The 24694-nt window shown below is 75.2% G+C and carries 15 protein-coding genes; 10 read left to right on the forward strand and 5 right to left on the reverse strand.

The genetic code is table 11. From position 1 onward, the window contains the following. Window positions 1-88: 88 nt before the first annotated feature. The 3 genes from CLV34_RS06750 (at window position 89) to CLV34_RS06760 (ending at window position 5573) form a co-directional block, all read left to right on the forward strand. Complete coding sequence (locus CLV34_RS06750; RefSeq protein ID WP_100349504.1) at window positions 89-2425, forward strand: sodium-translocating pyrophosphatase; 2337 nt, start codon at window positions 89-91, stop codon at window positions 2423-2425. Window positions 2426-2598: 173 nt separating this feature from the next. Beyond that, on the forward strand, window positions 2599-3309 hold the full coding sequence (locus CLV34_RS06755) for an ABC transporter ATP-binding protein (RefSeq protein ID WP_245859067.1): 711 nt from the start codon (window positions 2599-2601) through the stop codon (window positions 3307-3309). Further along, on the forward strand, window positions 3306-5573 hold the full coding sequence (locus CLV34_RS06760) for an ABC transporter permease family protein (protein ID WP_157803737.1): 2268 nt from the start codon (window positions 3306-3308) through the stop codon (window positions 5571-5573). The genes CLV34_RS06755 and CLV34_RS06760 overlap by 4 nt, the downstream gene beginning before the upstream one ends. A 19-nt stretch (window positions 5574-5592) precedes the next feature. Here the strand turns inward: CLV34_RS06760 and CLV34_RS06765 are convergent, their stop codons facing one another. Further along, window positions 5593-8220: a DUF2207 domain-containing protein gene (locus CLV34_RS06765; RefSeq protein ID WP_100349506.1), complete on the reverse strand. Its 2628-nt coding sequence runs from the start codon at window positions 8218-8220 to the stop codon at window positions 5593-5595. Window positions 8221-8324: 104 nt separating this feature from the next. On the opposite strand from CLV34_RS06765, the gene CLV34_RS06770 reads away from it, so the two are divergent. The 7 genes from CLV34_RS06770 (at window position 8325) to CLV34_RS06800 (ending at window position 17923) form a co-directional block, all read left to right on the forward strand. Then, a complete protein-coding gene (locus CLV34_RS06770; protein ID WP_245859068.1) occupies window positions 8325-9911 on the forward strand; it encodes an MFS transporter in 1587 nt (528 codons plus the stop codon). Continuing rightward, complete coding sequence (locus CLV34_RS06775; protein ID WP_100349507.1) at window positions 9908-11362, forward strand: M20/M25/M40 family metallo-hydrolase; 1455 nt, start codon at window positions 9908-9910, stop codon at window positions 11360-11362. The genes CLV34_RS06770 and CLV34_RS06775 overlap by 4 nt, the downstream gene beginning before the upstream one ends. Before the next feature lie 38 nt (window positions 11363-11400). Next, entirely contained in the window at window positions 11401-12189 is a 789-nt protein-coding gene (locus tag CLV34_RS06780; RefSeq protein ID WP_157803738.1) for an endonuclease/exonuclease/phosphatase family protein, read from the forward strand. Window positions 12190-12291: 102 nt separating this feature from the next. Continuing rightward, on the forward strand, window positions 12292-13161 hold the full coding sequence (locus CLV34_RS06785; protein WP_100349509.1) for a hypothetical protein: 870 nt from the start codon (window positions 12292-12294) through the stop codon (window positions 13159-13161). Window positions 13162-13298: 137 nt separating this feature from the next. Continuing rightward, window positions 13299-14897, forward strand: coding sequence for a DUF7059 domain-containing protein (locus CLV34_RS06790; protein WP_100349510.1), 1599 nt, complete (start codon window positions 13299-13301; stop codon window positions 14895-14897). 73 nt (window positions 14898-14970) lie between these two features. Continuing rightward, window positions 14971-17286 carry an LLM class flavin-dependent oxidoreductase gene (locus CLV34_RS06795; protein ID WP_100349511.1) on the forward strand — a complete coding sequence of 772 codons (2316 nt, stop codon included), beginning with the start codon at window positions 14971-14973 and terminating at the stop codon, window positions 17284-17286. A 217-nt stretch (window positions 17287-17503) separates the two neighbouring features. After that, the gene (locus CLV34_RS06800; RefSeq protein WP_100349512.1) at window positions 17504-17923 is read left to right on the forward strand and encodes a hypothetical protein; all 420 of its coding nucleotides are present in this window, start codon (window positions 17504-17506) and stop codon (window positions 17921-17923) included. Between the two features lie 118 nt (window positions 17924-18041). Here CLV34_RS06800 and CLV34_RS17185 read toward each other — a convergent pair whose 3' ends face one another. The 4 genes from CLV34_RS17185 to CLV34_RS06820 all read right to left on the reverse strand — a co-directional run bounded on the left by CLV34_RS17185 (window position 18042) and on the right by CLV34_RS06820 (window position 24563). Then, window positions 18042-20360, reverse strand: a complete 2319-nt coding sequence (locus tag CLV34_RS17185; protein ID WP_100349513.1) for an ArnT family glycosyltransferase — start codon at window positions 20358-20360, stop codon at window positions 18042-18044. Further along, window positions 20357-21682 carry a bifunctional glycosyltransferase family 2/GtrA family protein gene (locus CLV34_RS06810; protein WP_100349514.1) on the reverse strand — a complete coding sequence of 442 codons (1326 nt, stop codon included), beginning with the start codon at window positions 21680-21682 and terminating at the stop codon, window positions 20357-20359. Before CLV34_RS06810 ends, CLV34_RS17185 begins: the two co-directional genes overlap by 4 nt. A gap of 320 nt (window positions 21683-22002) precedes the next feature. Further along, window positions 22003-23778, reverse strand: coding sequence for a sensor histidine kinase (locus tag CLV34_RS06815; RefSeq protein WP_100349883.1), 1776 nt, complete (start codon window positions 23776-23778; stop codon window positions 22003-22005). Then, a complete protein-coding gene (locus tag CLV34_RS06820) occupies window positions 23775-24563 on the reverse strand; it encodes a response regulator transcription factor (RefSeq protein ID WP_100349515.1) in 789 nt (262 codons plus the stop codon). Before CLV34_RS06820 ends, CLV34_RS06815 begins: the two co-directional genes overlap by 4 nt. Window positions 24564-24694: the final 131 nt, after the last annotated feature.

The raw sequence follows: 24694 nt of genomic DNA on the forward strand, positions 1-24694 counted from the left end.
CGCCACATCGCGGGGGCGACGAGGCTCCCGCAGGCACGCTCCGGCAGGTCTTGACGACTGCGGCGACTGCTTTCGTCAAGGAGGACGAATGCTCGACCTCGGAACCACCAGCATCACGATCGTGTCCGTCATCGCGGTGATCGCCCTCGCGTCGCTCGCCGTGGCGTTCGTCCTGAGACGCCAGGTCCTCGCGACCCCCGAGGGGTCGGAGTCCATGCGCGACATCGCGCGCGCGGTCCAGGAGGGCGCGGCCGCCTACCTCAACCGTCAGTTCCGCACGCTCGCCCTGTTCGCGGTCGCGGTGTGCGCGCTCCTGTTCCTGCTCCCCGGGGACGCCGGCATCCGCGTCGGCCGGTCCATCTTCTTCCTGGTGGGTGCGGTGTTCTCCGCGGCCATCGGGTACCTCGGCATGTGGCTCGCGACGCGCGCCAACGTCCGCGTCGCCGCGGCGGCGTCCCAGCAGGGCGGTCGCGCCGAGGGCGCCCGCATCGCGTTCCGCACCGGTGGCGTCGTGGGCATGAGCGTCGTCGGTCTCGGGCTGCTGGGGGCGGCGGTCGTCGTCCTCGTCTACAAGGGCGACGCGCCGTCGGTGCTCGAGGGCTTCGGGTTCGGTGCGGCGCTCCTCGCGATGTTCATGCGCGTCGGCGGCGGCATCTTCACGAAGGCCGCGGACGTCGGCGCCGACCTCGTCGGCAAGGTCGAGCAGCACATCCCCGAGGACGACCCCCGCAACGCCGCGACCATCGCCGACAACGTCGGCGACAACGTGGGCGACTGCGCGGGCATGGCGGCCGACCTGTTCGAGTCGTACGCCGTGACGCTCGTCGCGGCCCTCATCCTCGGCAAGGCGGCGTTCGGCGAGAAGGGTCTCGTGTTCCCGCTGCTCGTCACGGCCATCGGTGCGTTCGTCGCGGTCCTCGGTGTGCTGACGACGCGCGTGCGCGGCGAGGAGTCCGGTCTCACGGCGATCAACCGCGGCTTCTACGTCGCGGCCGTCGCGGGAGTCGTGCTCGCCACGATCGCGTCGTACGTCTACCTGCCCGGCTCGTTCGCGGACTTCGCGGGCGGTGGCCTGGCCGACCACTCGGGCGACCCGCGGCTGGTCGCGTCGGCGGCCGTCGCCATCGGTGTCGTCCTGGCGGGGATCATCCTGTGGCTCACGGGCTACTTCACGGGCACGACGAGCAAGCCGACGCTGCACGTCGCGTCGACGACGCGCACGGGCGCGGCGACCGTCGTCCTGTCGGGTATCGGGGTCGGGTTCGAGTCCGCGGTGTACACGGCCGGGATCATCGCGGCGGCGATCTGCGGGCTGTTCCTCATCGCGGGCGGCTCGATCGGGCTGTCGCTGTTCCTCATCGCGCTCGCCGGCTGCGGCCTGCTGACCACGGTCGGCGTGATCGTCGCGATGGACACGTTCGGCCCGGTGAGCGACAACGCGCAGGGCATCTACGAGATGGCCGGAGGGATGTCGGGGGAGCTGGGCGGAGCGGACGAGGAGGGCGCGAAGATCCTCACCGACCTCGACGCGGTCGGGAACACCACGAAGGCCGTCACCAAGGGCATCGCGATCGCGACGGCCGTCCTGGCCGCGACCGCGCTGTTCGGCTCGTACGCGGACGCCGTCGCGACCGCCCTGGCCGAGCCGGGGGTGCACGTCGGCAACGACATCATCGCGGCCATGACGCGGTACGACGTGATCAGCCCGGTCACGCTCGTCGGGATCATCCTCGGCGGCGCGACCGTGTTCCTGTTCTCGGGGCTCGCGGTCGACGCGGTGACCCGGGCGGCCGGCGCGATCGTCTTCGAGGTGCGGCGCCAGTTCCGCGACAACCCCGGCATCATGACCGGCGAGGTCCGTCCGGAGTACGGCCGGGTCGTCGACATCTGCACGCGCGACTCCCTGCGCGAGCTCGCGACCCCCGGTCTGCTCGCCGCGACCGCGCCGATCGCGGTCGGGTTCGGCCTCGGCGTCGGCCCGCTCGCCGGGTTCCTCGCCGGCGCCATCGGCTCGGGCGTCCTCATGGCCGTGTTCCTCGCCAACTCGGGCGGTGCCTGGGACAACGCGAAGAAGATCGTCGAGGACGGCCACTTCGGCGGCAAGGGATCGCCCGCGCACGACGCCGCCGTGATCGGCGACACCGTCGGCGACCCGTTCAAGGACACCGCCGGGCCGGCGATCAACCCGCTCATCAAGGTCATGAACCTCGTGTCCGTGCTCATCGCGCCGGCCGTCGTCGCGATCTCGGTGGGAGCCCACGCGAACCAGGTCGCACGCATCGCCATCGCGGTGGTCGCGGCGGCGATCGCGTTCGGCGCGATCATCGCGTCCCGGCTGCGGGCGTCGCGCGTGGACGAGGAGGAGGCGGGCATCAGCGAGGTCGCTGCCGCGGAGGAGAAGCTGCAGGAGGCCCCCCTGCGCTGACCCCGGCCGTCCTGCTCCTCCCGGGCCAGGGCCCGTGCCGAGCACGAGCGGGGGAGTTGTCCACCTGGAACGCGCTCAGAAGGTGGACGACCCCCCGCTCGACGGCGATGAAGCCCTTGTTCGTCGCGGCCGCCCCCAGGAAGATGTCAGATTCGCTCTCTAAAGTCCGTTCTGTGACCCTCGCTGCCCGGGCCGTCGGACTTCGGTACGGCCCCACCGTCGCGCTCGCGACCGCCACCCTGACCGTCGCGCCCGGAGAGGTCGTCGCCCTCGTCGGCCCCAGCGGGTCCGGCAAGACGACCCTCCTGTACTGCCTGTCGGGTCTCGTCCGAGCCGGGTCCGGGACCGTCCGGATCGACGGGACGGACCTCGCCGACCTCTCCGCCGACGACCTCGTGCGGCTGCGCCGCGAACGCTTCGGCTACGTGTTCCAGGGCTCCGAGCTCGTCCCCGAGCTCAGCGTCGCCGAGAACGTCGCCCTGCCGCTCGAGCTGCTGCGGCGCCCACGTCGCGAGGTGCGAGAGCGGACCGCCGCCCTGCTCGACCGCCTCGGTGTCGCCGACCTCGCACGGCGCCTGCCCGACCAGGTGTCGGGCGGCCAGGCGCAGCGCGTCGCCGTGGCGCGCGCGCTCGTGCACGCCCCGGCCGTCGTGTTCGCCGACGAGCCCACCGGCGCGCTCGACTCCGCGAACGGCGCGACCGTCCTCGACGCGCTCCTCGGGCTCGCCCGTGACCAGGGGAGCTCCGTCGTCCTGGTGACGCACGACGCCGGCGTGGCCGCAGCCGCCGACCGGCGGGTGGAGGTCAGCGACGGCGTGTGCGACGACACCGCCCCGGTCACACCCGCCGCCGCGCCCCCCGTGACCGCCACGGCCGCGTCGTGACCCGGCTCGCGCTGCGGCTCCTGCGCGGAGGAGGTCGCACGGCGGCGCTGCGGCTCGTCCTCATGGCGGGCGGCGTCGCCGTCACGGTCACGGCTCTGCTCGGCGCGTGGAGCCTGCTGAACGGGCTCGACCACGGCAACGATCGTGCCGTGGCGTCCACCCCCACGCTGCGGTACGACGACGACCGGCCCGGCTTCCTCGTGCGCGGCGCAGGAGACGAGGAGGGCACCGGGGTGGGGCTGCGACCGGTCGCCCGCTGGGAGGTCGCGCTGCCCGACGGCGCGACCGCGCGACCGGAGTGGGTGCCGCCCGGGTGCCCGCACTTCCCGGCGCCGGGCGAGGCGTGCTTGTCGCCCGCGCTGCGCGACGTCCTTGCCCGCACCCCGGGGCTCGCGGCGGCGCTCGGCGCGAGCGGACCGACGGAGACGGTCGGGCAGCCTGGGCTGCGCGGCCCGGACGCCCTCGTCCTCTACGTCGGCCGGGCCCCGGCACAGCTCGCTCACGCGGACCGCGGCACGGTCGCCACCGCGTGGCGGGGTGACCGCGGCGGGACGGTCCCCCCGGTGGCGCCGGGGACGGCCGCGCTCGAGTGGCTGGTCCTCGTCGGGGTGCCCGCCGTCCTCTTCCTGGGCGTGTGCGCCCGGCTCAGCTCGACCACGCGGCTCCGCCGCACGCGGGCGCTGCGCCTGGTCGGTCTGACGTCGCGGCAGTCGGCGTTCGTGGCCGCGTTCGACGGCCGGGTGGCCGGCTGCGCGGGCGCCCTGGTCGGGCTCGGCGCCCACGCGTCGGTGCAGGCGGCCGTCGGTCGTGCCGGGCTGCTCGGCGTGACGTGGTTCCCGTCCGACGGGCGAGTGCCGTGGGGACTGGGAGTGCTGGTCGTCGTCGTCGCGACCCTCGGGGTCGGACGCGTGTGCCGGGTCGGGATGCTGCGCGCGGCCGACTCGCCCACGCAGCGCGTCACCCACCGGCCCGCGCGGCGGTGGCGCCTCGTGCCGCTCGCCGTCGCCGTGCCGGGCACGATCGCGCTGCTGGCGGCGCGGACCCGGGACCCGTCCCTCGGCGGCGCCGCGTACGGGTACACGGCCGCGGTCGCCGGGTGCCTCGTCGGGCTGATGCTCGCGCTGCGCCCCCTGGTCGAGCGCACGGGAGCCGTGCTGGGGGACCGGACGCGCCACGTCGCCGTCCGTCTCGCGGCCCGGCGGCTCCAGGCGGACGCGTCGGCGACCGTCCGCGTGCTCGCGGCGACCGTCGTCCTCGTGCTCGTGGCAGCCGTCGGGACGTCGGTCCTCGCGGAGGTGCGCGCCACCGCACAGGACTACAGCCCGCTCGCGGAGGTCTCCGTCGATCTCGGCCATCTGGACGCCGCCCAGCGCGACGCCGTCGTCGCGCTGCCCGCGACACGGGTCGTCACCGTCGCCCTCGACGTGGTCGGCGCTGACGGCCGGTGGGAGCCCCCGGCCGCGGGCGCTCCTCGCCAGATCGTCTACGCGTCCTGCGCGGACCTGCGGCGGGTCGAGCCGACGCTCACGGGCAGGTGCGTCGACGGTCACCTGTACCGGGCGGTCCCGCAGGGATGGACGTCCGGGACGCACGCGGGCACGCAGGTCGTCCTGCCGGGGCCCCGGGCCGGCACCGGCACCCGCACCACGGTGCCGTCCGACGCCCTCGTGACCCGGGAGTACGGCCTCGTGCTCGGCGACGGCCTGGTGATGACCGGACCGCCGCCCGCGGGCAACGTGCCCGACGGTGCCCAGGTCGTGTTCTGGGAACCGCGGACCGACGCGGACCTCGTGGCGCTCCAGACCGCGATCGCGCGTGTCGCACCCGCGGCGGAGGCACGGCTCGGCGACGCGGTCGGCCTGCTCGCCGCGTACGCCGCCCAGCGCGGGCTCGTCGAGGGCGGTGCGGTGCTCGGTTTCGGGCTGGGGGCGCTCGCGTTCCTCGTCGCGGCCGTGGACCGGTCCGCGGAGCGGCGCCGGTCGCTCGCCCTGCTGCGCGCGGTCGGGACGGGTCCGCGGACGCTGCGTGCCGCACAGGTGCTCGAGCTGGCCGTCCCGGCGGCACTCGTGCTGGTGCCGACTGCGGTGGTCGGGGCCCTCCTCGGCAACCTGTATCGCGCGCTCGGCGGGGCGTCCACGGGGTGGAGCGCCGCACCGCTCGCCACGGGCCTGGCGCTCGCAGCGCTGGCGCTCGCGGCGTGCGCGGTCGTCGGTGTCTTCGTCGCGCAGCGCCGCACGGGGGTGCGCGACCTGGTCGGCGACTGACCGCCGCCGGGCGGCCGGGTCAGTCGCCGGACCAGTCGGTCGGGTCCGCGGTCGTGACCCCCGGCTTCGCCGTCCGCGTCAGCGTGAGCAGCCAGCGGACGACGACCGTGCCGTCCTTGCCCCAGCACAGCCCCGGCAGCGGGGTCAGCGCGCCGGACGCGACGAGCGGCTCGACGCGACGGACCCACGCCTCGCCGACCCCGAGCGCGACGGCCCAGGGGAGCTGGGTACCGAACGGGTCGTCGTACGCCGCGAGGGGCTCGACCGCCCCGGCCCCTGCCGTCGCCGTCGTGACGGTGGACGGCTCGACCGCGGTGCGCAGCGTCGGTCCGGTCGTCGTACCCGGGTACTGCAAGGAGCCGGAGACGAGACCGGGGACAGCGTCACCGTCGCGGTACTCGTACTCCGCCGTCGTCGTGGCGCCCGTCGGCACGGTCACGGTCGTCGCGCTCCCGCGGCGGTCCCGGCGTGCCCGGCGGCGCTTGCCCGCGAGCGTGCGACGGTACGCGGCGGTGTGGTCCGCGAGGTCGTGCCCGAGGCCCGTGCGTCCGTTCGGGCCGAGCGCGTGCAGCCACTTCACGACGACCACCACGGGGAAGAGGCCGGGCACCAGGAGCGCCCACAGGGTGTTCCACCACGACGTCGGCCCCACGGCGCGCCACTGCACCCGACGACGCTGGAACAGGCGTGTCGACGGGTCGGCCTGGCGCGCCGCCAGGTCACGACGCAGCTCCTCGTACAGGGTGCCGCGCGCCGTGCGCAGGACGGAGTGCAGCGCGGGGCCGACGAGCGCCGTCCGCGCGGCCCCCCGGTCGTCGCCGCCGCGGGTCGCGGCACGGGTGAGCACCCGCAGGACCAGCTTCTCGTAGCGGTCGCGCGTGCCCTGGGGTTGCAGGACGCGCAGCGTCCAGCCGGCCGGCTCGGGCGCGAACGCGATGTTCCCGGACGCGGCGAGCGAGAGCAGGACGGCCGCGAGCTCGCGCTCGGCCACGACGCCGTCGTCGAGCATGCCGCCCACGACGACCGGGACGTCCGGCGCCTGCAGCGGGTCGCGCCGCTTGCCGGACCCGGGCCGGTCGCGGTGGATCACGCGGCCGAGGAGCCCGAAGACCAGGGCGAGCACGAGCCCGACGACGCAGGCGCCGAGGTAGAGCCCGCCGAACCCGAGCAGTGCGGAGGGGACGTGCCGCACGAGGTGCGGACCCGCAGCGGCGCCCAGGGGTGTCGGGGTGGTGACGTCGAGCAGGATCGTGCTGTCCCGCGCGAGGTGGTCGATCGTGAAGGAGCCCGGCGTGGTGCCCGGGCAGGGGGTTCCGTCCGCGTCGTCCGAGGACCACCGCTCGACGGTGCGGCACCTCGCCGTGACGGTCCCGTCCGGGAAGGTCACGTGGACGGTCGCGTGGTCCACGCGGTCGTACGCGAGGTCGCTCAGCGCGTCGTGCGTGAACGTCGACGTGCCCCCGTCGGCGGTGTAGAGGCCGTCGAGGCGGTAGTGCAGCACCCACGTCGGCTCGGCGCCCGCGCCTCCGGTGCTCGCGTCGTCGTCCTCCGCGCCCCCGGCCTCGTCGCGGTACTCCTGCCCGTAGACCAGGGCGGTCTTCCGCTCGCGCGCGTCGCCGGAACCCTGCTCGGGGAGCACCGACGTGCGGGCGGGACGCCCGTCGGGCGCGACGGCGTCGAGCGGGGTCACCCCGATCACGCGGTCCTTCCAGGTCGACCACGCCTCGCGCGTGGTGACCGACCGGGACAGGCCCGGCCTGACGTCCTCGGGCCGGACGGCGATCGTCTCGGTGACGTCGACGCTGCCGTCGCTCCCGAGCACGTAGGCGAGGTCGACGTCGGTCAGCACCTGGCCGGACGCCGGGACGAGCACGGGCGCGGACGCGGTGGCGCCCGGGACCGCGGCGACGACCCCGAGGCCGTCGTTGCCGGGGGTGGTGCGCAGACCGCCGTCGGCGGCGCCGCAGGCGGGCTCGGGGCCGTCCTCGTAGGGGTAGAGGGTCGTGCACCGCAGGTCGAGGGCGCCTCCCGGGCCGGTCGCGGTCACGGTCGTCGGGGGCGGTGAGCTCGTGTAGCCGTCGACGACACCGGCGTAGAGCCGGGGGCCGGTCGCGGTCCGGACGACCGCGCCGGTGAGCGTGTAGGTGACGTGGAACGTCACCTCGGTGACCGCGGCACGATCCGTGCCCGCGGCCGGGGACGCCGTGATCCGCGTCGTGCCGCCGTACGCCTCGGCCGTCGCCGCCTCGAGCGGCAGGTCGTGCCCCGCGGACGACGCGGTGACGTGCGGGTCCGTGAGGCGCGTCGTGACGAGCTGCCGGTCGAGGCTCGACGTGGTGTCGTCGTCCGCGCCGTCGAGCCAGGGCAGGCGGGTCGGGACGTCCCAACCGAGGTACGGGTAGTCCTCGGGGTCGGCGTACGTGACGTGCAGGGTCTCGTCGACGTGCACGGTCCCGTCGGCGGCGGCGGTGAGCCGCGCCGTGAGTGCGTCGGTGGCGCCGAGCGCGGTGGCCACGCCCGCGACCGCGACACCGGGGGACGCAGCGGTCGCGGCGGTCGCGGAAGCGGCGGCGGGCGCCAGACCCGCGGCCGTGAGCGCGAGCACCAGAAGGGTCGGTCGGACGAGGCGCAGGGGCGTCGCGGGCATGGGCGGACCCTACCGGCGGCACCGCCCGGAAGGCCCTGCCCGTCTGCGGGGCGGGACGTCCGTCCGGCGTGAGACCGCGGGTGACCAGCGGGTAACCTGCGCGTGTGAAGCCGCCGTCGCGCGAGCCCTCGGTGCCCGAGGCCTACGGTGCGCCCGAGGCCCACGGTGCGCCCGTGCCGCCGGGCGGGCGCCGCCGCGGAGTCGGGTCGCTCGCCGCGCTCGGCGGGATCGTCGGCTACCTCGTGTGCGTGGAGCTCACGAGCGGGATCGTCCAGGGCTACTACGAGCCGCTGCTGTCCGACATCGCGCGCCACCTCGGCATCCACGACGCGGACGTCAACTGGTTCGAGGCGTCCCAGCTGCTGCTGTCGGCGATCGCGGTCCCGGTGCTCGCGAAGCTCGGCGACGTCGTCGGGTACCGGCGCGTGCTGCTGTGGACGACGGCCGTGACGGCGCTCGGCGCGTGGGGCGTCGCGCTCGCGCCGTCCTTCTGGACCTACCTCGTCGCGTGGACCCTCATGGGGACGTACACGGTCTGGCTCCCGCTCGAGATCGCCCTGATCCACCACCGGGCACGGCGCCGGCCCGACGCGCGCGGCCTGACCCGCAAGGCGTCCGGCGTCATCGTCGCGGCCCTGCAGGCCGGGGTGATCTTCGGGGCGCTCGTGGCCGGCCAGCTCGGCGACGGCCTCGGCGGCGACCGGATCTGGATGACCCTGTCCGTGCCGGCGCTCGCGGTCACCGCCGTGTTCTTCGTGGTGCTGCGCAAGGTCCCGGAGAGCCCGGACGTCGCGGGCGGGCGCGTCGACGCCGGGGGAGCGGTGCTGCTGTCCGCGGCGCTGCTCGCCGTCGGCGTCGGGCTCCTGGGCCTGCGGCTCGACGGCCCGGACGCCTGGTGGGTGTGGCTGCTCGTCGCGGTGGGGCTCGCGCTGCTGTGGCCCTTCGCCCGCTACGAGCTGCGCCAGGACGACCCGCTCGTCGACCTGCGGGTCGTCGCCCGCCCGTCGTTGTGGCCGGTTCTGGTGACGTCCGGCCTGTTCGGGGTGAGCGTCCTCGGGGCGCAGGGTCCGCTGTCGACGTTCGCCCGCACCGACCCCGACGCCTACGGGTACGGGCTCGGCGCGTCCGCGTTCACGGTGTCCCTGCTCATCGGCGGGTACGTCGTCGCGTCGCTCGCCGGGGCGCTCACGTTCGCCCGCGTGTCCGAGCGCACGACGCCGCGCCTCGCGCTCGTCGGAGCGACCGTCCTCGTCGCGCTCGGCTACCTGCTGTTCCTGCCGTTCCACGACGCCACCGGGCAGGTGCTGGCGAACATGGTCGTCGCCGGGCTCGGGTCGGGTGCGCTCGTCGCCGCGCTGCCCGCCGCGGCGGCGGCCGCCGCACCGCGCGAGCGCACCGCCGTCGCGACCGGGCTCACCAACACCACCCGCACGCTCGGCGGCTCGTTCGCGTCCGCGGTCTTCGCCCTCGCCCTCGCGTCGGGCGCGACGACCACGCTTGACGGGGACGTCGGCACCGCCGGGTCCCTGCGCGGGTACATGGTGGTGTGGGCGGTGTGCGGGGTCACGGGGCTCGTCGCCGCGGCGCTGCTGCTCGTCGTCCCGCGGCTCGCGTTCGCCGACACCGCGGCGACGGCCGCTGCCGCAGGCACCACCGACAGGCGGACCGACCGACCGGAGGACCACGCATGACCGGGCAGGACCCTCGCACCGCACCGGACGCCCCCGACGCTGCCGTGTCGGACCCCGCCGCGCAGCGCGCCGCCGAGCACCTCGCCACCCTCGTCCGCATCCCGACGGTCTCGTCGAGGGACGCGTCGCAGGTCGACCCCGCCGTCTTCGACCGTTTCGTCGCGACGCTCGCCGCCCTCTACCCGCGCACGCACGACGCGCTGACGCTCGAGCGCGTCGCCGGGCACGGCCTCCTGTTCCGCTGGGCCGGCACCGGCGGCGCGGACGGCGAGCGCTCGCCCGTCGTCCTCATGGCGCACTACGACGTCGTCCCCGTCGACGGGCTGCCGCAGCCCGTGGACGACCCGACGGCCGACGCGCCCGGCTGGAGCGACCCGCCGTTCGGGGGCGTCGTCCGGGACGGGGTGGTGCACGGACGCGGGACCCTCGACGACAAGGGGTCGCTCGTCGTCGTCCTCGAGGCCGTCGAGGCGCTGCTCGCGGACGGCTACCGGCCGCCGCGCGACGTGTACCTGTCGTTCGGGCACAACGAGGAGACGGCGGGCGACGCCGCGCAGGCCGCGGTCGACGTGTTGCGCGCGCGGGGCGTCACGCCGTGGTTCGTGCTCGACGAGGGCGGCGCGGTCGTGACGGGCGCGATGCCGGGCGTGTCGGCGCCGACCGCGGTCGTCGGCATCGCGGAGAAGGGCGTCCTCGACGTGTCGGTCGTCGCGACCGCCGAGGGCGGGCACGCCTCGACGCCCGTCCCCGGCGGGGCGCCGGCGCGTCTCGCCCGGGCGCTCACACGGATCGACCGGTACCGCTTCCCGGCACGCGTCTCGCCGCCCGTGCTCGCCCTCCTGCAGTCGCTCGCGGGCCACACCACCGGGTTCACGCGACACGTCTTCAAGAACGCCGGGACGCTCGGGCCCGTCGTCGCGCGCGTCCTCGCGTCACGCGGCGCCGAGACGAACGCGCTCGTGCGGACCACCGTCGCGATCACGCAGCTCGAGGGCAGCCCCGGCGCGAACGTCCTCGCGGCGACCGCCCGCGCGACCCTCAACGTCCGCGTCGCCACGGGAGACAGCGTCGAGCAGACCCTGTGGCGGCTGCGCAAGGTCGTGCGCGACCCCGGGGTGTCCCTCTCGATCGTCTCCTCGACCGAGCCGTCCCCGGTCTCGCCCGCACGCGGCCCGCAGTGGGACCTGCTCGGAGCGGCCCTCGGGGCGTCGTACCCCGACGCGGTGCTCGTGCCCTACCTCCAGCTCGGGGCGTCGGACTCGCGGCGGTTCTGCGCGATCGCCGAGCACGTGTACCGGTTCTCGCCGTTCGACATGACGCCCGCGCAGCGCGCGTCCGTCCACGGCGTCGACGAGCACGTCACCGTCGCCGCGCTGGGCCGCGGCGTCACGTTCTACGCGGCGCTGCTGCGCGCGGTGCCCGACTCCGCGACGGCCGCGCCGGAGGCCTGAGCCGCGCCTGTCGTCGCCTCTCGTCCTACGGTGACCGGGTGCGCCTCGTCACCTGGAACGTGCGGTCCCTCAAGCAGGACCGGGCCGCCGTCGTCGCCGTGCTCCGTGCCCTGGAGCCCGACGTCGTCGCGCTCCAGGAGGCGCCCAAGTGGTGGCGCGGCGCGCACCGGCTGCGCCGGCTCGCGGCCGACAGCGGGCTCGAGGTCGCGGTGCCTGCCGGCGTCCTCGGCGCCCGGACGTGCGCGGTGCTCGTGCGGGCGGACGGGAGTCCCCCGGGCGACGGGCGCCGCCCGCCCGTCCGGCCCGTCCGTGTCGTGTCGTGGCGGGCCGTCCGGCTCCGGCTCCGCGTGACCGGTCGGCAGCACTGGTACCCGACGTTGCGCGGCGCGGCGCTCGCGGTCGTCCGGCCGGCCGACGGGCCGGACGTGGTGGTCGCGTCCGTGCACCTGTCCCTCGACCCGCGCGAGCGTGCCGAGCACCTCGGCGAGGTCGTCGCCGCGGTCCGCGCGGTCGCGCGCGGCGCAGCGGTGCCGGTGGACCGGGTCGTCGTCGCGGGGGACCTCAACGAGCCGCCCGGCGGGGAGGCGTGGCGGGCGCTCGCCGACGCGGGGTGGCGCGACCTCGCCGCCGACGACGCACCGACGTTCTCGACGACGAGCCCGCGCCGGCGGCTCGACGCGGTCCTCGCGGGGTCGACGCTGTCCGGCGCGGCGCGTCGCGTCGGGGGAGAGGGCGCGCAAGAGGGTGCCGAGGTCGCGAAAAATGTTTCCGCAGGCAGCGACCACTTTCCGGTCGTGGCCGACCTGGTGCTGCTCCCTCGGGCGTGAGCCGGACGCGTCTCACGGTCGCTACAGGTCTTCGCTGAACGGAACCTGATAGGGCAGAATGCGAGCGCCCCGCACGGAGCCATCACGAGGAAGCAGTCAAACATGACGACCCCGCCGCCCTACGGTTCGCAGCCGCAGAACCCCGGTCAGCCCACGCCGCCGCCCGCCCAGCCGTCGCCCTACGCGCCGCCGCAGCAGCAGCCCTACGGACAGCAGCCCCCGGCGCAGCAGCCCTACGGCCAGCAGCCCTACGGCCAGCAGCCGCCGTCGGTCCCGCCGCAGCAGTACGGGCAGCAGCCGTACGGCCAGCCGGGCAAGGTCCCCGGTGCAGAGGACCCGGGCAAGACGATGGGTATCCTCGGCATCGTCTTCGCCATCGTCTTCTGGCCGGTCGGGCTCGTCCTGAGCATCCTGTCGCGCTCGAAGTCGAAGGCCGCGGGCTTCAAGCCCACGCTCGGCACGGTGGGCCTCGTCCTCTCGATCGTCTTCGGTGCGTTCGCCATCGTGTGGGCCATCCTCTGGGCGACGGTCATCGGCTCGGCCGTCAACGACGCCGTGCAGGAGAACAAGGTCGACTCGTCGATCTCGCAGGGCCTGAAGGACGACTCCGCGCAGGACGACTCGGCCGGCGACAGCGCCGGCGACGACTCTGCTGCGGACGGTGACACCGGCGCCGCGAGCGCCGACTTCTGCCAGGGCTTCGAGGACATGACCAAGGGCGCGTCGTCGCTCATGGGGACCGACGCGGACTCGCTCAAGCAGCTCAAGGAGCTCACCACGACGCTCGACGCGGTGCAGGCGCCGGCCGAGGTCGCGGACGACTGGGCCACCATCACGGACTACTTCGACGACGCCTACGCCGCGATCAAGGCGCAGGACTCCAGCAAGCTGCTCGCGCTGACCGACCGGCAGAGCGACCTGCAGGACGCGGCGACCGCGGTCGGTACGTACGCGGGGACGAACTGCTACTGATCCTGCGCTCGCCGACCACCGGCGGTACGGATCGGCGGCAACGCCGCTGACGGCCGTGCATCTCCTCCGGGAGGTGCACGGCCGTCGTCGTCCGTGCGGCGGCGGCGCGTCGGTCAGGGAACGGGGAGGATGGTCGTATGACCTCTCCCGTCCCGTCCGTCGACCTTCGCCTCGTCGACCTCCTGCGGCACGACCTCACGGCGGCGGACTTCACCGTCCCCGGGGTCGAGGCGGTCGTCGGACCGACGGCTGCGGCGGCGCTGCACCGCGAGCAGGACGTCCCGGCCCGGCGCGCGGTCGCAGCCGTCCTGCGGGCCGTCGCCGACCCGGCCGCGGTGCTGACGGCGCTGTGGGTGCTGGGCGAGGACGTCACGCGCCGGCAGGTCGACGCGGCCCTGCCGGGCCTCGGGGCCGACGGCGCGGTGGCGCTCGGCCTCGTCGAGGCGTCGGGGCAGGGCGCGGACGACGCCGTGCGCGCAGCCGTCGATCTGCGTCCGTACGCCGCGCAGGACGCCGTGGGCGAGGTGACGTGGTGGCTCGCGTCCGACCTGTCGGAGCTGCAGACCGGGCGCCGGCTCGCCGCGGACCACGTGCTCGGTGCGGGCGGGGCGTCCCTCACGCTGGCGCAGGTCACGATGCGCGACCCGCGCGGCCGCGTCCTGGATCTCGGGACGGGCTGCGGCATCCAGGCGCTGCACGCCGCCCGGCACGCGGGGTCGGTCGTCGCGACGGACATCTCGCGGCGCGCGCTCGCGTTCGCGGCGTTCAACGCCGCGCTCGACCAGCCGGACGCCGTCACGGCGCTGGACCTGCGCGAGGGCTCGATGCTGGAGCCCGTCACAGGGGAGCGGTTCGACCTCGTCGTGTCGAACCCGCCGTTCGTCATCACGCCGCGGACGGGTGCCGCGGGCGGGGGCGCGTCGGGCCTGCCGGACTACGAGTACCGGGACGGCGGACGCGCCGGCGACGACCTGGTGCGCGACCTCGTCGTCGGGCTCGGAGAGGTCCTCGAACCGGGCGGGGTCGCGCAGCTCCTCGGCAACTGGGAGCACCGGCGCGGCGAGCCGTGGACCGAGCGCGTCGGGTCGTGGCTCGACGCGGCCGGGCTGGACGGGTGGGTCGTCCAGCGCGAGGTCCTCGACCCGGCGGAGTACGCCGAGACGTGGCTGCGTGACGGCGGCAGCACGTCCGACCGCGACCCGGCGGTCTGGGCGGACGCGTACGGGGCGTGGCTCGACGACTTCGCGTCGCGCGACGTGGAGGCCGTCGGGTTCGGGATCGTGACGCTGCGGCGACCCGACCCGGCCGCCGCGCCCGCCGGCCGGGTCACGCTGCGCCGCCTCGAGGAGCACACCGGGTCGGTCCGGCAGCCGCTCGGCGCGCACCTCGCCGCCGTCCTCGCGGCGCACGACCGGCTCCAGGGACTCGACGACGACGCCCTCGCGGCGCAGCGGCTCGTCGTCGCCCCGGACGTCACGGAGGAGCGCTACCTCACCCCGGGCGCGGCCGACCCGAACGTCGTGCTGCTGCGGCAGGGCGACGGGCTGGGCCGCGCGGTCCACGCGTCGACGTCGCTCGCCGCGCTCACGGGGGCGAGCGACGGCGAGCTGACCGTCGGGCAGATCACGGGGGCGATCGCGGCGCTCTTCGACGTGTCCGCCACGGACCTCGCCGCCGAGCTGCTGCCCGCGGTACGGGGGCTCGTCACCGACGGGTTCCTGCTGCTGCCGCAGTGAGCAGCGCCCCACCCCGTCCGGCGGCGGGGATCCGCGACGGAATCCGGCGCACGATCGAGAGGTTGACCAGGACATGACCGACTACGGGCACGACCTGACGTTCGGCAGCTTCCTCACCCCGCGCGCTGACGCGGCCGAGCAGGTCGTCGACCTGGCGGTCGCGTCGGAGGAGGCCGGGCTGGACCTCGTGACCTTCCAGGACCACCCGTACCAGCCGTCGTTCCTCGACACGTGGACCCTGCTCTCGTACGTCGCCGCGCGGACCGAGCGCGTGCACCTGGCGCCCAACGTCGCGAACCTGCCGCTGCGCCAGCCCGCCGTCCTCGCCCGCAGTGCCGCGAGCCTCGACCTCCTGTCGGGTGGCCGCGTCGAGCTCGCGCTCGGGTCGGGCGCGTTCTGGGACGCGATCGTCGCCATGGGCGGTCAGCGGCTCACCCCCGGGCAGGCCGTCGACGCCCTGTCGGAGGCGATCGACGTCGTCCGCGGCATCTGGGACGCCGGCGAGCGCCGGGCGCTGCGCGTCGACGGCACCTACCACCAGGTCGCGGGCGCCAAGCGCGGTCCGCTGCCCGCGCACGACATCGGGCTCTGGCTCGGCGCCTACAAACCGCGCATGCTGCGCCTCACCGGCGCGAAGGCCGACGGGTGGCTGCCCTCGATGGGGTACCTGCAGCCCGGCGACCTCGACCGTGGCAACGCCGTGATCGACGAGGCCGCGGACGACGCCGGCCGCGACCCGCGGGAGATCCGCCGCATCCTCAACGTGAGCGGCGCGTTCACCGGCACCACGCCACCGCCCGGCACGCCCGTCGACGCGGGCAGCATCCAGGGTCCTGTCGACTGGTGGGTCGAGGCGCTCGCCACGCTCGCGACCGAGCACGGCGTCGCGACGTTCGTCCTCGGGTCCGACGACCCGCGCACCCTCGCGACGTTCGGGCGGGAGGTCGCACCCGCAGTCCGGGAGGAGGTCGCGGCCCGGCGCGCGTCGGCGGGGACGACCACGGGGGTCGTGCGACCCGCCCGGGCGCTCGCCCTGCGCGAGCCCGGCATCGACTACGACGCCGTGCCGTCGTCCCTGCGCGACCGGGCCGTGGAGCCCGGCGACCGCGAGTACCCCCTCGTCCGGTCGACGTACATGCGCGGCGGACGCCCCGGGATCGTCCTGCGGCCCCGCACGACGGGCGAGGTCGTCGACGCCCTGCAGTTCACGCGCGCGCAGCAGGACGCCGGGAACGGCGCGGACGACCGGCTCCCGCTGTCCGTGCGGTCCGGCGGGCACGGCATCTCGGGCCGGTCGACCAACGACGGGGGCGTCGTCGTCGACCTCAAGCGGCTCGACGAGGTGACCGTGCTCGACCGGGCCACCCGGCGCGTCCGCGTCGGTGCGGGCGCCACCTGGGGACGGGTGGCCGCGGTGCTCGGCGAGCACGGCTGGGGCGTCAGCTCGGGCGACTCCGGGGGTGTCGGCGTCGGCGGCCTCGCGACCGCGGGCGGCGTCGGGCTCATGGGTCGGCTGCACGGCCTGACCATCGACAGCGTCGTCGCGTACGACGTCGTGCTCGCCGACGGCACCGTGGCGCGCGCGTCCGCCGACGAGAACCCCGACCTGTTCTGGGGGCTGCGGGGGGCCGGCGGGAGCCTCGGAGTCGTGACGCACGTCGAGCTCGCCGCGCACGACGTTCCGCCCGTCGTGTTCGCGACGCTCCTGTGGGACGCGAGCGACCCGGCCGCCCTGCTGCGCGCCTGGGGCGAGGTCGTCGAGTCGTCGCCGCGCGAGCTCACGTCGTTCCTCATCGTGCAGGCCGCCCGGCGCGGCAACCCCGCCGTCGCGCAGGCGTACAGCGTGTTCGCGTCCGACGACGTGCCCGCCGCCGAGCGCGCCCTCACGCCCCTGCTGGGGATCGCGCCGCTCCTGCAGCAGCAGGCGCAGGTCGTGCCCTACTCGGCCGTCGTGGCAGCGCACGACGTGCCGCACCAGGGCGAGGGCGACGGAGGGACGTACCGGAACTCGGTCGTCGACACGTTCGACGTCGACACCGCGCGCCGGGCGGCCGCCGTCGTCGAGTCGGGCCTCGGGCAGCTCTTCCAGGTCCGCGCCGTCGGCGGGGCCGTGAACGACCTGACGTCCGACGCGACCGCGTACGCGCACCGGGACGGGCAGCAGTTCGTCGTGAGCAACGTGGCGTTCGCGCGCCGGACCGAGTTCGACGCCGTGTGGGACGAGCAGATGCTGCCGGTGCAGCACGGGTCGTACGTGAGCTTCTCGACCGACCGCCGGCCCGAGCGGCTGGTCGACGTGTTCCCGGGGCCGACCCTGGCGCGACTGCGTGACGTGAAGCGTCGGTACGACCCGGAGAACGTGTTCGACCGCAACGCCGACCTCACCTGACCCGCCCCCCCCCCCGCCCCGCCCCGCCCTGCGCCGTCGCCTACGCGAGGTCGCTTCGCGTCCGTTGCGGCGCACGCGAAGAGCCGAACCGGACGCGAAGACGGGCCCCGCCCCAACTGGTGTGGAGCACGTCCGAACGCGCGAGTAGCGTGACGGACGTGCCGCACCCGTGTGCGCCCTCGCTCCCCGACCGTGAGCGGCCCCCGGCCAGGCGCGGATGAGCGCCGCCGCGGTCGGGCTCGTCGGCGTGGTCGTCGGTGCGGTCCTCACGACCCTGTGGGCGTGGCTGGCGCTGCTGCGCGGCGAGCTCACCGATGCGATGACCGCCGCCCGCCTGGTCGACGAGGACCTCCACCGGCGGCTCTCCGACCTGGGTTCGTGTGCCGTGGACGGTGTGGCGTCCGCGGTGTGGGAGCAGAACCGGAACGCTCTCGCCAAGGTGCTGCAGGTGGACTCGTGGCGCGCCGTCGCCCGCGTGTACCGGTCACCGGAGAGGCGGGTGGACGTCGACGACCTGGTGCTGGCGCGTGCAGCTCTCGCCAGGCTGGTCTCGGGCCGACGCAGCGTCGTCCCGGCGCGGTACCGCTTCTGGGACCGCCCGGTCCCGCCACGGACCTCGGACCCGGAGAAGGAGTGAGCACCGCGCGCCGTGCGTCGCGCGACCGTGGTGGGTCCGCGTGCGGAACGGCCCTCCGCGTGCGGTGCAGCGCACGCGGAGGGCCGTCGCGTAGGCAAGGTCACCCGCGCCCGGAGGGTCAGGACGTCATGGTGTCCGACGTCGCGCCCGACGACGGCTGGGTGAGGTCGTAGACCGTCGTCCCGTCGACCGTGGTGGCGGTGAAGTTCTCCGACACCCACTCGGAGATCTGCGACGACACGTTCGACCCGCCCGTCTGGTTGCCACCCATCCCGCTGCCCGACGCGATGTAGTAGTGGATCTTCCCGTCGGCGACGTCCTGCTCGAACTGCGCGAGCGTGGGTGACGGGTCGGACCCGTTGAACCCGCCGATCGGCATGACGGAGTGCTCGGTCGCGAGCTGGTATGACGCCGCGCTCTGCGAGCCGGTGACGGCCGCGACCCAGGTGTACGAGCCGGCGTCCTGCGACAGCAGGTCCGTCAGCTCGGAGCTCACGGACGAGCCGTTGATGAGGCTGTTGCCCCCACCACCGCCTCCGCCAGGGCCGCCGCCGAAGCCGCCGTCGCCCGTCTGCGACTGGCCCTGCGACGACTGGCCCTGCGACTGGCCGGGCGGCTGCATCGAGCCGCCACCGTTCCCGCCACCGTTCTGGCCGCCGTTCTGCGAGCCACCCTGCTGGGTGCCCTGCTGTCCGCCCGGGCCACCCTGCTGACCCCCGCCCGGGCCACCCTGCTGACCCCCGCCCGGGCCACCCTGCTGACCGCCGCCGCCCATGCCGCCGCGTCCGCCGCCGCCCATCCCGCCGGGCCCACCGAAGCCGCCGCCGTCGGTGCTGGGCCCCGCGGACGGGAGCGACCCGGTGTGCGCGGACCCCACGGTGTCGATCGAGTACGCGAGGGGTCCGGCGAGCATCGCGACGACAGCGAGGGTGGCGCCGCCGGCTGCGACGCGTGTCGCGGTCCGGTCCGTCCCGAGCGTCCGGGCGGCGACGAGCGCGACCGCGCCGACGAGCCCGCCGACGACGACGGCGACCCGCAGCCACGGGAGGAACGTCGACGCCTGCGACAGGAGGGTGTACGACCACCAGGTCGTCGCGAGGACGGCGACGGCCGCGGTGAGCGTGGCCCACCACGTCGTGCGCTGCTCCCACAGGACGCTCGCGCCCATGCCGAACAGGGCGGCGATCGCGGGGGCGAGGGCGACTGTGTAGTACGGGTGGAAGATCCCGGCCATGAAGCTGAACGTCAGCCAGGTGACGACGAGCCAGCCGCCCCACACGACGAAGGCGGCGCGGCGGGCGTCGGTCCGGCGGGCGCGCGCGGTGACGGCGAGCCCGGCGACGAGGAGGATCGCGGCGGCGGGTGCGAGCCACGCGAACTGGCCGGCGAACTCGGACCCGAAGAGGCGCCCGATCCCGGTCTCGCCCCACATCCCGCCGCCGGTGCCGCCGCCTCCGCCGCCGACGGACCCGGTCTCGTCACCGCTGAGGCGACCGAAGCCGTTGTACCCGAAGGTCAGCTCCAGGAAGGAGTTGTTCTGCGACCCGCCGATGTAGGGGCGGGCGCTCGCGGGGACCAGGACGGTGAGCAGGACCCACCAGCCGGCGGACACGACGAGCGCGCCGATGGCGAGGAGCGAGTCGCGGATGCGGCGGGGCCACGACACGGGAGCGGCCCACAGGTAGGCCGCGGCGATGCCGGGCAGCACGAGGAACACCTGCATCTGCTTGGTGAGGAACCCGAACCCGACGGCGACGCCCGCCAGCACTATCCACCGACCGCTGCGGCCGTCTGCTCCGCCGTCGATGGCCCGCAGCGTGCAGTACACGGCCGCGATCATCAGCAGGACGAGCAGCGCGTCCGGGTTGTTGAACCGGAACATGAGGGTCGCGACGGGCGTCACGGCGAGCGCGGCGCCGGCGAGCAGCGCGCCCCCGGCGGAGAACCGGCGCCGGACGGTCGCGTAGAGCAGCCAGACGGACAGGACGCCGAGGATCGCCTGCGGCACGAGGACGGTCCACGAGCTGAGCCCGAAGGCCCGGATCGCGAGCTCTGACAGCCACAGCGAGGCCGGCGGCTTGTCGACCGTGATGGACCCGGCCGCGTCCGACGACCCCCACAGGAACGCGGACCAGCTCTGCGACCCGGCTTGCTCGGCGGCGGCGTAGAACGAGTTGCCGTACCCGTTGACGGACAGGTTCCACAGGTAGAGGACGCCGGTGGCGACGAGCAGCCCGAGGAGGCTGAGGCGCTCCCAGCGGGGTCGGCGGGCGCGGCGCTCGCGGCGGACGCGGATCGAGGCGCCGTCGGACCCGGCGCCGTCGGACCCGGTGCCGTCGGTCGGGGCCACGGGCGGCGCCGGGGGCGCCGTCGGGGCGGGGGCGTGCGCGTCGTACGACGCGGTGCCCCCGGAGGTCTCGTGCGTGGTGGTGGTCATCGGAGGGTCCCCTCGGTGGTGTGGTCGCTGTCGCGCTGGGGCCGGAAGACCCACGAGCGGAACAGCAGGAAGCGCAGGAGGGTCGCGGCCAGGTTGGCGACCATGAGGACGACGAGCTCGACGCCGTGCCCGACGGTCGGCGCCGCGGCGTGCAGGGCGGCGAGCGAGCCGGCGGTCAGCGCCCAGCCGAGCCCGAACACGGCGAGCCCCTGGGCGTGGTGCCGCAGCGCGCCGCCGGGGCCGCGCACGCCGAACGTGTGCCGCCGGTTGAGCCCCGTGTTGAGGACGGCGGTGGCGAGCAGCGCGAGGAAGTTGGCCCACTGGGCGCCGACGGGCCGGGTGAGGAGCAGGTACAGCAGCGCGTAGGCCGCGGTGCAGGCGAGGCCGACGACCGCGAACCGGACGACCTGGTCGAGCAGGCGGCGGCCTGACGGAGCCGGTCCGCTGAGGCGTGACGGAACGGCGGCGCGGACCTCGTCGAGCGGGATGCGGCCGGCGCCGAGGTCGCGCAGCAGGCGCCACACGCCCTTGAGGTCGGCGGTCGCGGTGGCGACGATGTCGACGCGGCTGTCGGGGTCGTCGACCCAGTCGACGGGCACCTCGTGGATGCGCAGCCCGGCGCGCTCGGCGAGGACGAGCAGCTCGGTGTCGAAGAACCAGCCGGTGTCCTCCACGAGGGGGAGGAGCTGGTGCGCGGCGTCGGCGCGGATGGCCTTGAAGCCGCACTGCGCGTCGGAGAACTTCGCGGCGAGGGTGCCGCGCAGGATGAGGTTGTAGCAGCGGGAGATGAGCTCGCGCTTGGGTCCGCGCTCGACGCGGGAGCCGCGCTGCAGGCGGCTGCCGATCGCGACCTCGGAGTGCCCGGACAGGAGGGGCGCCACGAGGGGCAGGAGGGCGGCGAGGTCGGTGGACAGGTCGACGTCCATGTAGGCGAGGACGGAGGCGTCGGACGACCACCACGCCTCGTGGAGGGCGCGTCCGCGGCCCTTGGCGTCGAGGTGCACGACGCGCACGCCGGGCAGCTCCTGCTCGAGGCGGCGCGCGACGGCGAGCGTGTCGTCGGTCGACGCGTTGTCCGCGACGGTGATGCGGGTGCGGAACGGGAGCTGGGTGGTCACGTAGGCGTGGACGCGGCGGACGGACGCCTCGAGCGTGTGACCCTCGTTGTAGACGGGGATCACGAGGTCGAGTGCGGTCGTGGTGCCGTCGCCGGGCCGGACGGGCGCCGGAGCGGGGAGGGGTGCGCGGGCAGGGGTGCCGTTGACACCGTGCGCGTGGCCCGTGGCGCGGCCCGCCGGTCGGGGGAGCTGTGTCGTCGTCATGCTCCGACGATCCGCGCCCCGTCCGTGCGGACCTCAGGCAGACCCTGTGAGCCCCCGATGAGTGGTGGGACTCGAGCGGCACGGTCAACCACGACCGCGGCACGGTCAACCACGACCGCCGCACGGTCAACCACGACCCCCACCGTTGCCCGGCACACCCACGGTGACCCGGGTCGGGCGCAGACGGCTGGATCCGCATCGTGGTCGACTCGTCACCGGTCGTAGCTGACGTCCGCCGGTCGTGGTTGAGGTGCGACGGTCGTGGTTGACGTGCCGCGGTCGTGGCTGACCCCAGACCGGTCGTGGGTGACGCGGGCCGCTCAGGACCCGTGAGCCGCCGGGAGGCGCACGGTGAACGTGGTGCCGGTCCCGGCGCCTCGCGGACCGCCCCCCGGACCGCCCCCCGGACCGGCGGACTCCGCGGTCCGCGTCTCGACGGTGATGGTCCCGCCGTGCGCCTGCACGATGGCGTGCGCGATGGCGAGCCCCAGCCCGGTGGACCCGCCGGTGCGGTTGCGGGCGGAGTCGCCGCGGCTGAACCGCTGGAACAGCGAGGGGACGAGCGCGGCCGGGATGCCGGGGCCGTCGTCGCGCACGGTGAGGAGCACGTCGTCGCCGTCGGCGCGGACGCCCACGACGACACGGGTCCCTTCGGGCGTGTGGACGCGCGCGTTCCCGACGAGGTTGGTGAGCACCTGGCGCAGGCGCGCCTCGTCGCCGACGACGGTGAGGTCCTCGGCGTCGTCGGTGGTGAGGTCGGCGTCGAGGAGGCCGTCGGGCAGCAGGTCGCCGGGTTCGACGGTGACGGCGGCGGGCTCGTCGGGCAGCTCGACGCCGGGGAGCTCGAGCTCGAACCGGTGGTCGGGTCCGGCGGCGTGCGCGTCCGTGACGGCGTCGACGGCGATCGCGGTGACGTCGACGGGGCTGCGGTCGAGGGGTCGGCCGGCGTCGAGGCGTGCGAGCAGCAGGAGGTCTTCGACGAGGACGCCCATGCGCAGCGCCTCGGACTCGATGCGGTCGATGGCGCGGGACGCGTCGGGGGGCAGGGCCTCGGGGGAGCGGCGGACGAGCTCGGAGTAGCCGCGGATCGACGCGAGCGGCGTGCGGAGCTCGTGGGACGCGTCGGCGACGAACTGGCGGACCTGGGTCTCGGACTCGTGCCGGGCGGCGAGCGAGGTCTCGACGTTGTCGAGCATGCGGTTGAGGGCCGCGCCGACCTTGCCGACCTCGGTCCGTTCGTCGGTGTCGCGGTCGTCGACGCCGTGCAGGGAGCCGACCTCGCCGCGGTCGAGCGGCATGGCGGAGACGTCCTCGGCGGCGGTGGCGACGCGGTCGAGGGGTGCGAGCGAGCGCCGCACGAGGTACGAGCCGCCGATCCAGGCGAGCACGGCACCGACGACGACGAGCCCGATCTCGAGGAGGACGTACTGCCGGATGGTGTCGTCGAGCGACGCGGTCGGCATGGCGGTGATCGAGCGCTCGTCGTTGCGGTTGGTGGTCGACACGGCACGGTAGGAGCCGAGGCCGTCGAGGTCGACGGAGTGGACCTGCCCGTCGGACGGGACGGCGGTGAGCTGCGACACCTGCGTGTCGGTGAGCTCGTTGGCGCACCCGTCGGCGTCGAACTGGTAGGCGGCGAACACCGCGCCGTCGCGGTACACGACGTCGATCTGGCCGGCGCCCTGCCCGGGGGTGCGGTCGCCGGCGGGCGGCTGGTCGGCGGGGTCCTGCTCGCCGGAGCCGTCACCCGCGCCGCCTCCCGCGGTGCCGGTCTCCCCGGTCCCCGCGGTGGGGGTGGTCTCGCCGTCGTTGCCGCAGCGTGCGGCCACGCCGGTGAACGCGGGCGAGCCGTCGGTGCCGGCGGTCCCCCCGGTGCCCGCCGCCCCCAGGTCGGGCTGCCCGACGCCGAACCGGTCGCCGCGCGACGGGAAGTTGGCGGCACGCTGGGCCGACGCGCGGAGCTGGTCGTCGAGCTGGTCGGACAGGTGCGCGTGCAGGACGACGGTGCTCACGGCCGCGAGGGCCGCGAGCACCGCGACGAGGATGCCGACGACGACGAGGACGAGCTGGCGCCGCAGCGTCAGCGGGCGTCTCATGCGCCGGACGATACAGCGACGCCGGCGGTCGCGGCGACGGGAGCGTTCGAGGCGGCCGCGGCGGGCTTGAGCACGTAGCCGACGCCGCGGAGCGTGTGGATCATGGGGGCGCGCCCGGCGTCGATCTTGCGGCGCAGGTAGGAGATGTAGAGCTCGACGATGTTGGCCTGGCCGCCGAAGTCGTACTGCCAGACGCGGTCGAGGATCTGCGCCTTGGAGAGCACCCGCTTGGCGTTGCGCATGAGGTAGCGCAGGAGCTCGAACTCGGTGGCGGTGAGGTGGATCTCCTCGCCGTCGCGCGTGACCTCGTGGGCGTCCTCGTCCATGACGAGGTCGCCGACGGTGATGGTGGACTCGCGCTGGGCGGTCGCGGCGCCGCTGCGGCGCAGGAGCGCGCGGATGCGGGCGACGACCTCTTCGAGGCTGAACGGCTTGGTGACGTAGTCGTCGCCGCCGGCGGTGAGCCCGGCGACCCGGTCCTCGACGGCGTCGCGCGCGGTGAGGAACAGCACGGGCACGTACGGGGAGGTCTGGCGGATGCGGCGCAGGACGGAGAGCCCGTCCAGGTCGGGCAGCATGACGTCGAGCACGACGACGTCGGGCGCGACGTCCTTGGCGAGCTTGATCGCGCCCTGGCCGTCGAGGGCTGTGGACACGTCCCACCCCTCGTAGCGCAGGGCCGAGGTGAGGAGCTCGGCGAGGTTCGGCTCGTCGTCGACGACGAGGACCCGGACGGGGGTGCCGTCGGCGCGGGTGAGGCGGAGGTTCTGCGCGGGGGTGCTCATGCCTCCACTGTGAACCCGGTGTGTGAACCGGCGCTGGACCGAGCCTGTGAATCGGCTGGGTCTGCTGCGGGACGGGGAAAAGGGGAGAGGGGCGTCCGGCGCCGTCGCACGATCGTGGGTCGCGTGGTTTC

The sequence above is a fragment of the Luteimicrobium subarcticum genome, assembly GCF_002798015.1.
Lineage (GTDB): Bacteria > Actinomycetota > Actinomycetes > Actinomycetales > Cellulomonadaceae > Luteimicrobium > Luteimicrobium subarcticum.

Bases quoted from the DNA above. Each gene is read 5' to 3' on its own strand.
- CLV34_RS06765 (WP_100349506.1), bottom strand. From the start codon at position 8,220: ATGCCCGCGACGCCCCTGCGCCTCGTCCGACCGACCCTTCTGGTGCTC.
- CLV34_RS06810 (WP_100349514.1), bottom strand. From the start codon at position 21,682: ATGACGACGACACAGCTCCCCCGACCGGCGGGCCGCGCCACGGGCCAC.
- CLV34_RS06790 (WP_100349510.1), top strand. From the start codon at position 13,299: ATGACCTCTCCCGTCCCGTCCGTCGACCTTCGCCTCGTCGACCTCCTG.
- CLV34_RS06785 (WP_100349509.1), top strand. From the start codon at position 12,292: ATGACGACCCCGCCGCCCTACGGTTCGCAGCCGCAGAACCCCGGTCAG.
- CLV34_RS06775 (WP_100349507.1), top strand. From the start codon at position 9,908: ATGACCGGGCAGGACCCTCGCACCGCACCGGACGCCCCCGACGCTGCC.
- CLV34_RS06815 (WP_100349883.1), bottom strand. From the start codon at position 23,778: ATGAGACGCCCGCTGACGCTGCGGCGCCAGCTCGTCCTCGTCGTCGTC.
- CLV34_RS06800 (WP_100349512.1), top strand. From the start codon at position 17,504: ATGAGCGCCGCCGCGGTCGGGCTCGTCGGCGTGGTCGTCGGTGCGGTC.
- CLV34_RS06750 (WP_100349504.1), top strand. From the start codon at position 89: ATGCTCGACCTCGGAACCACCAGCATCACGATCGTGTCCGTCATCGCG.
- CLV34_RS17185 (WP_100349513.1), bottom strand. From the start codon at position 20,360: ATGACCACCACCACGCACGAGACCTCCGGGGGCACCGCGTCGTACGAC.
- CLV34_RS06820 (WP_100349515.1), bottom strand. From the start codon at position 24,563: ATGAGCACCCCCGCGCAGAACCTCCGCCTCACCCGCGCCGACGGCACC.
- CLV34_RS06795 (WP_100349511.1), top strand. From the start codon at position 14,971: ATGACCGACTACGGGCACGACCTGACGTTCGGCAGCTTCCTCACCCCG.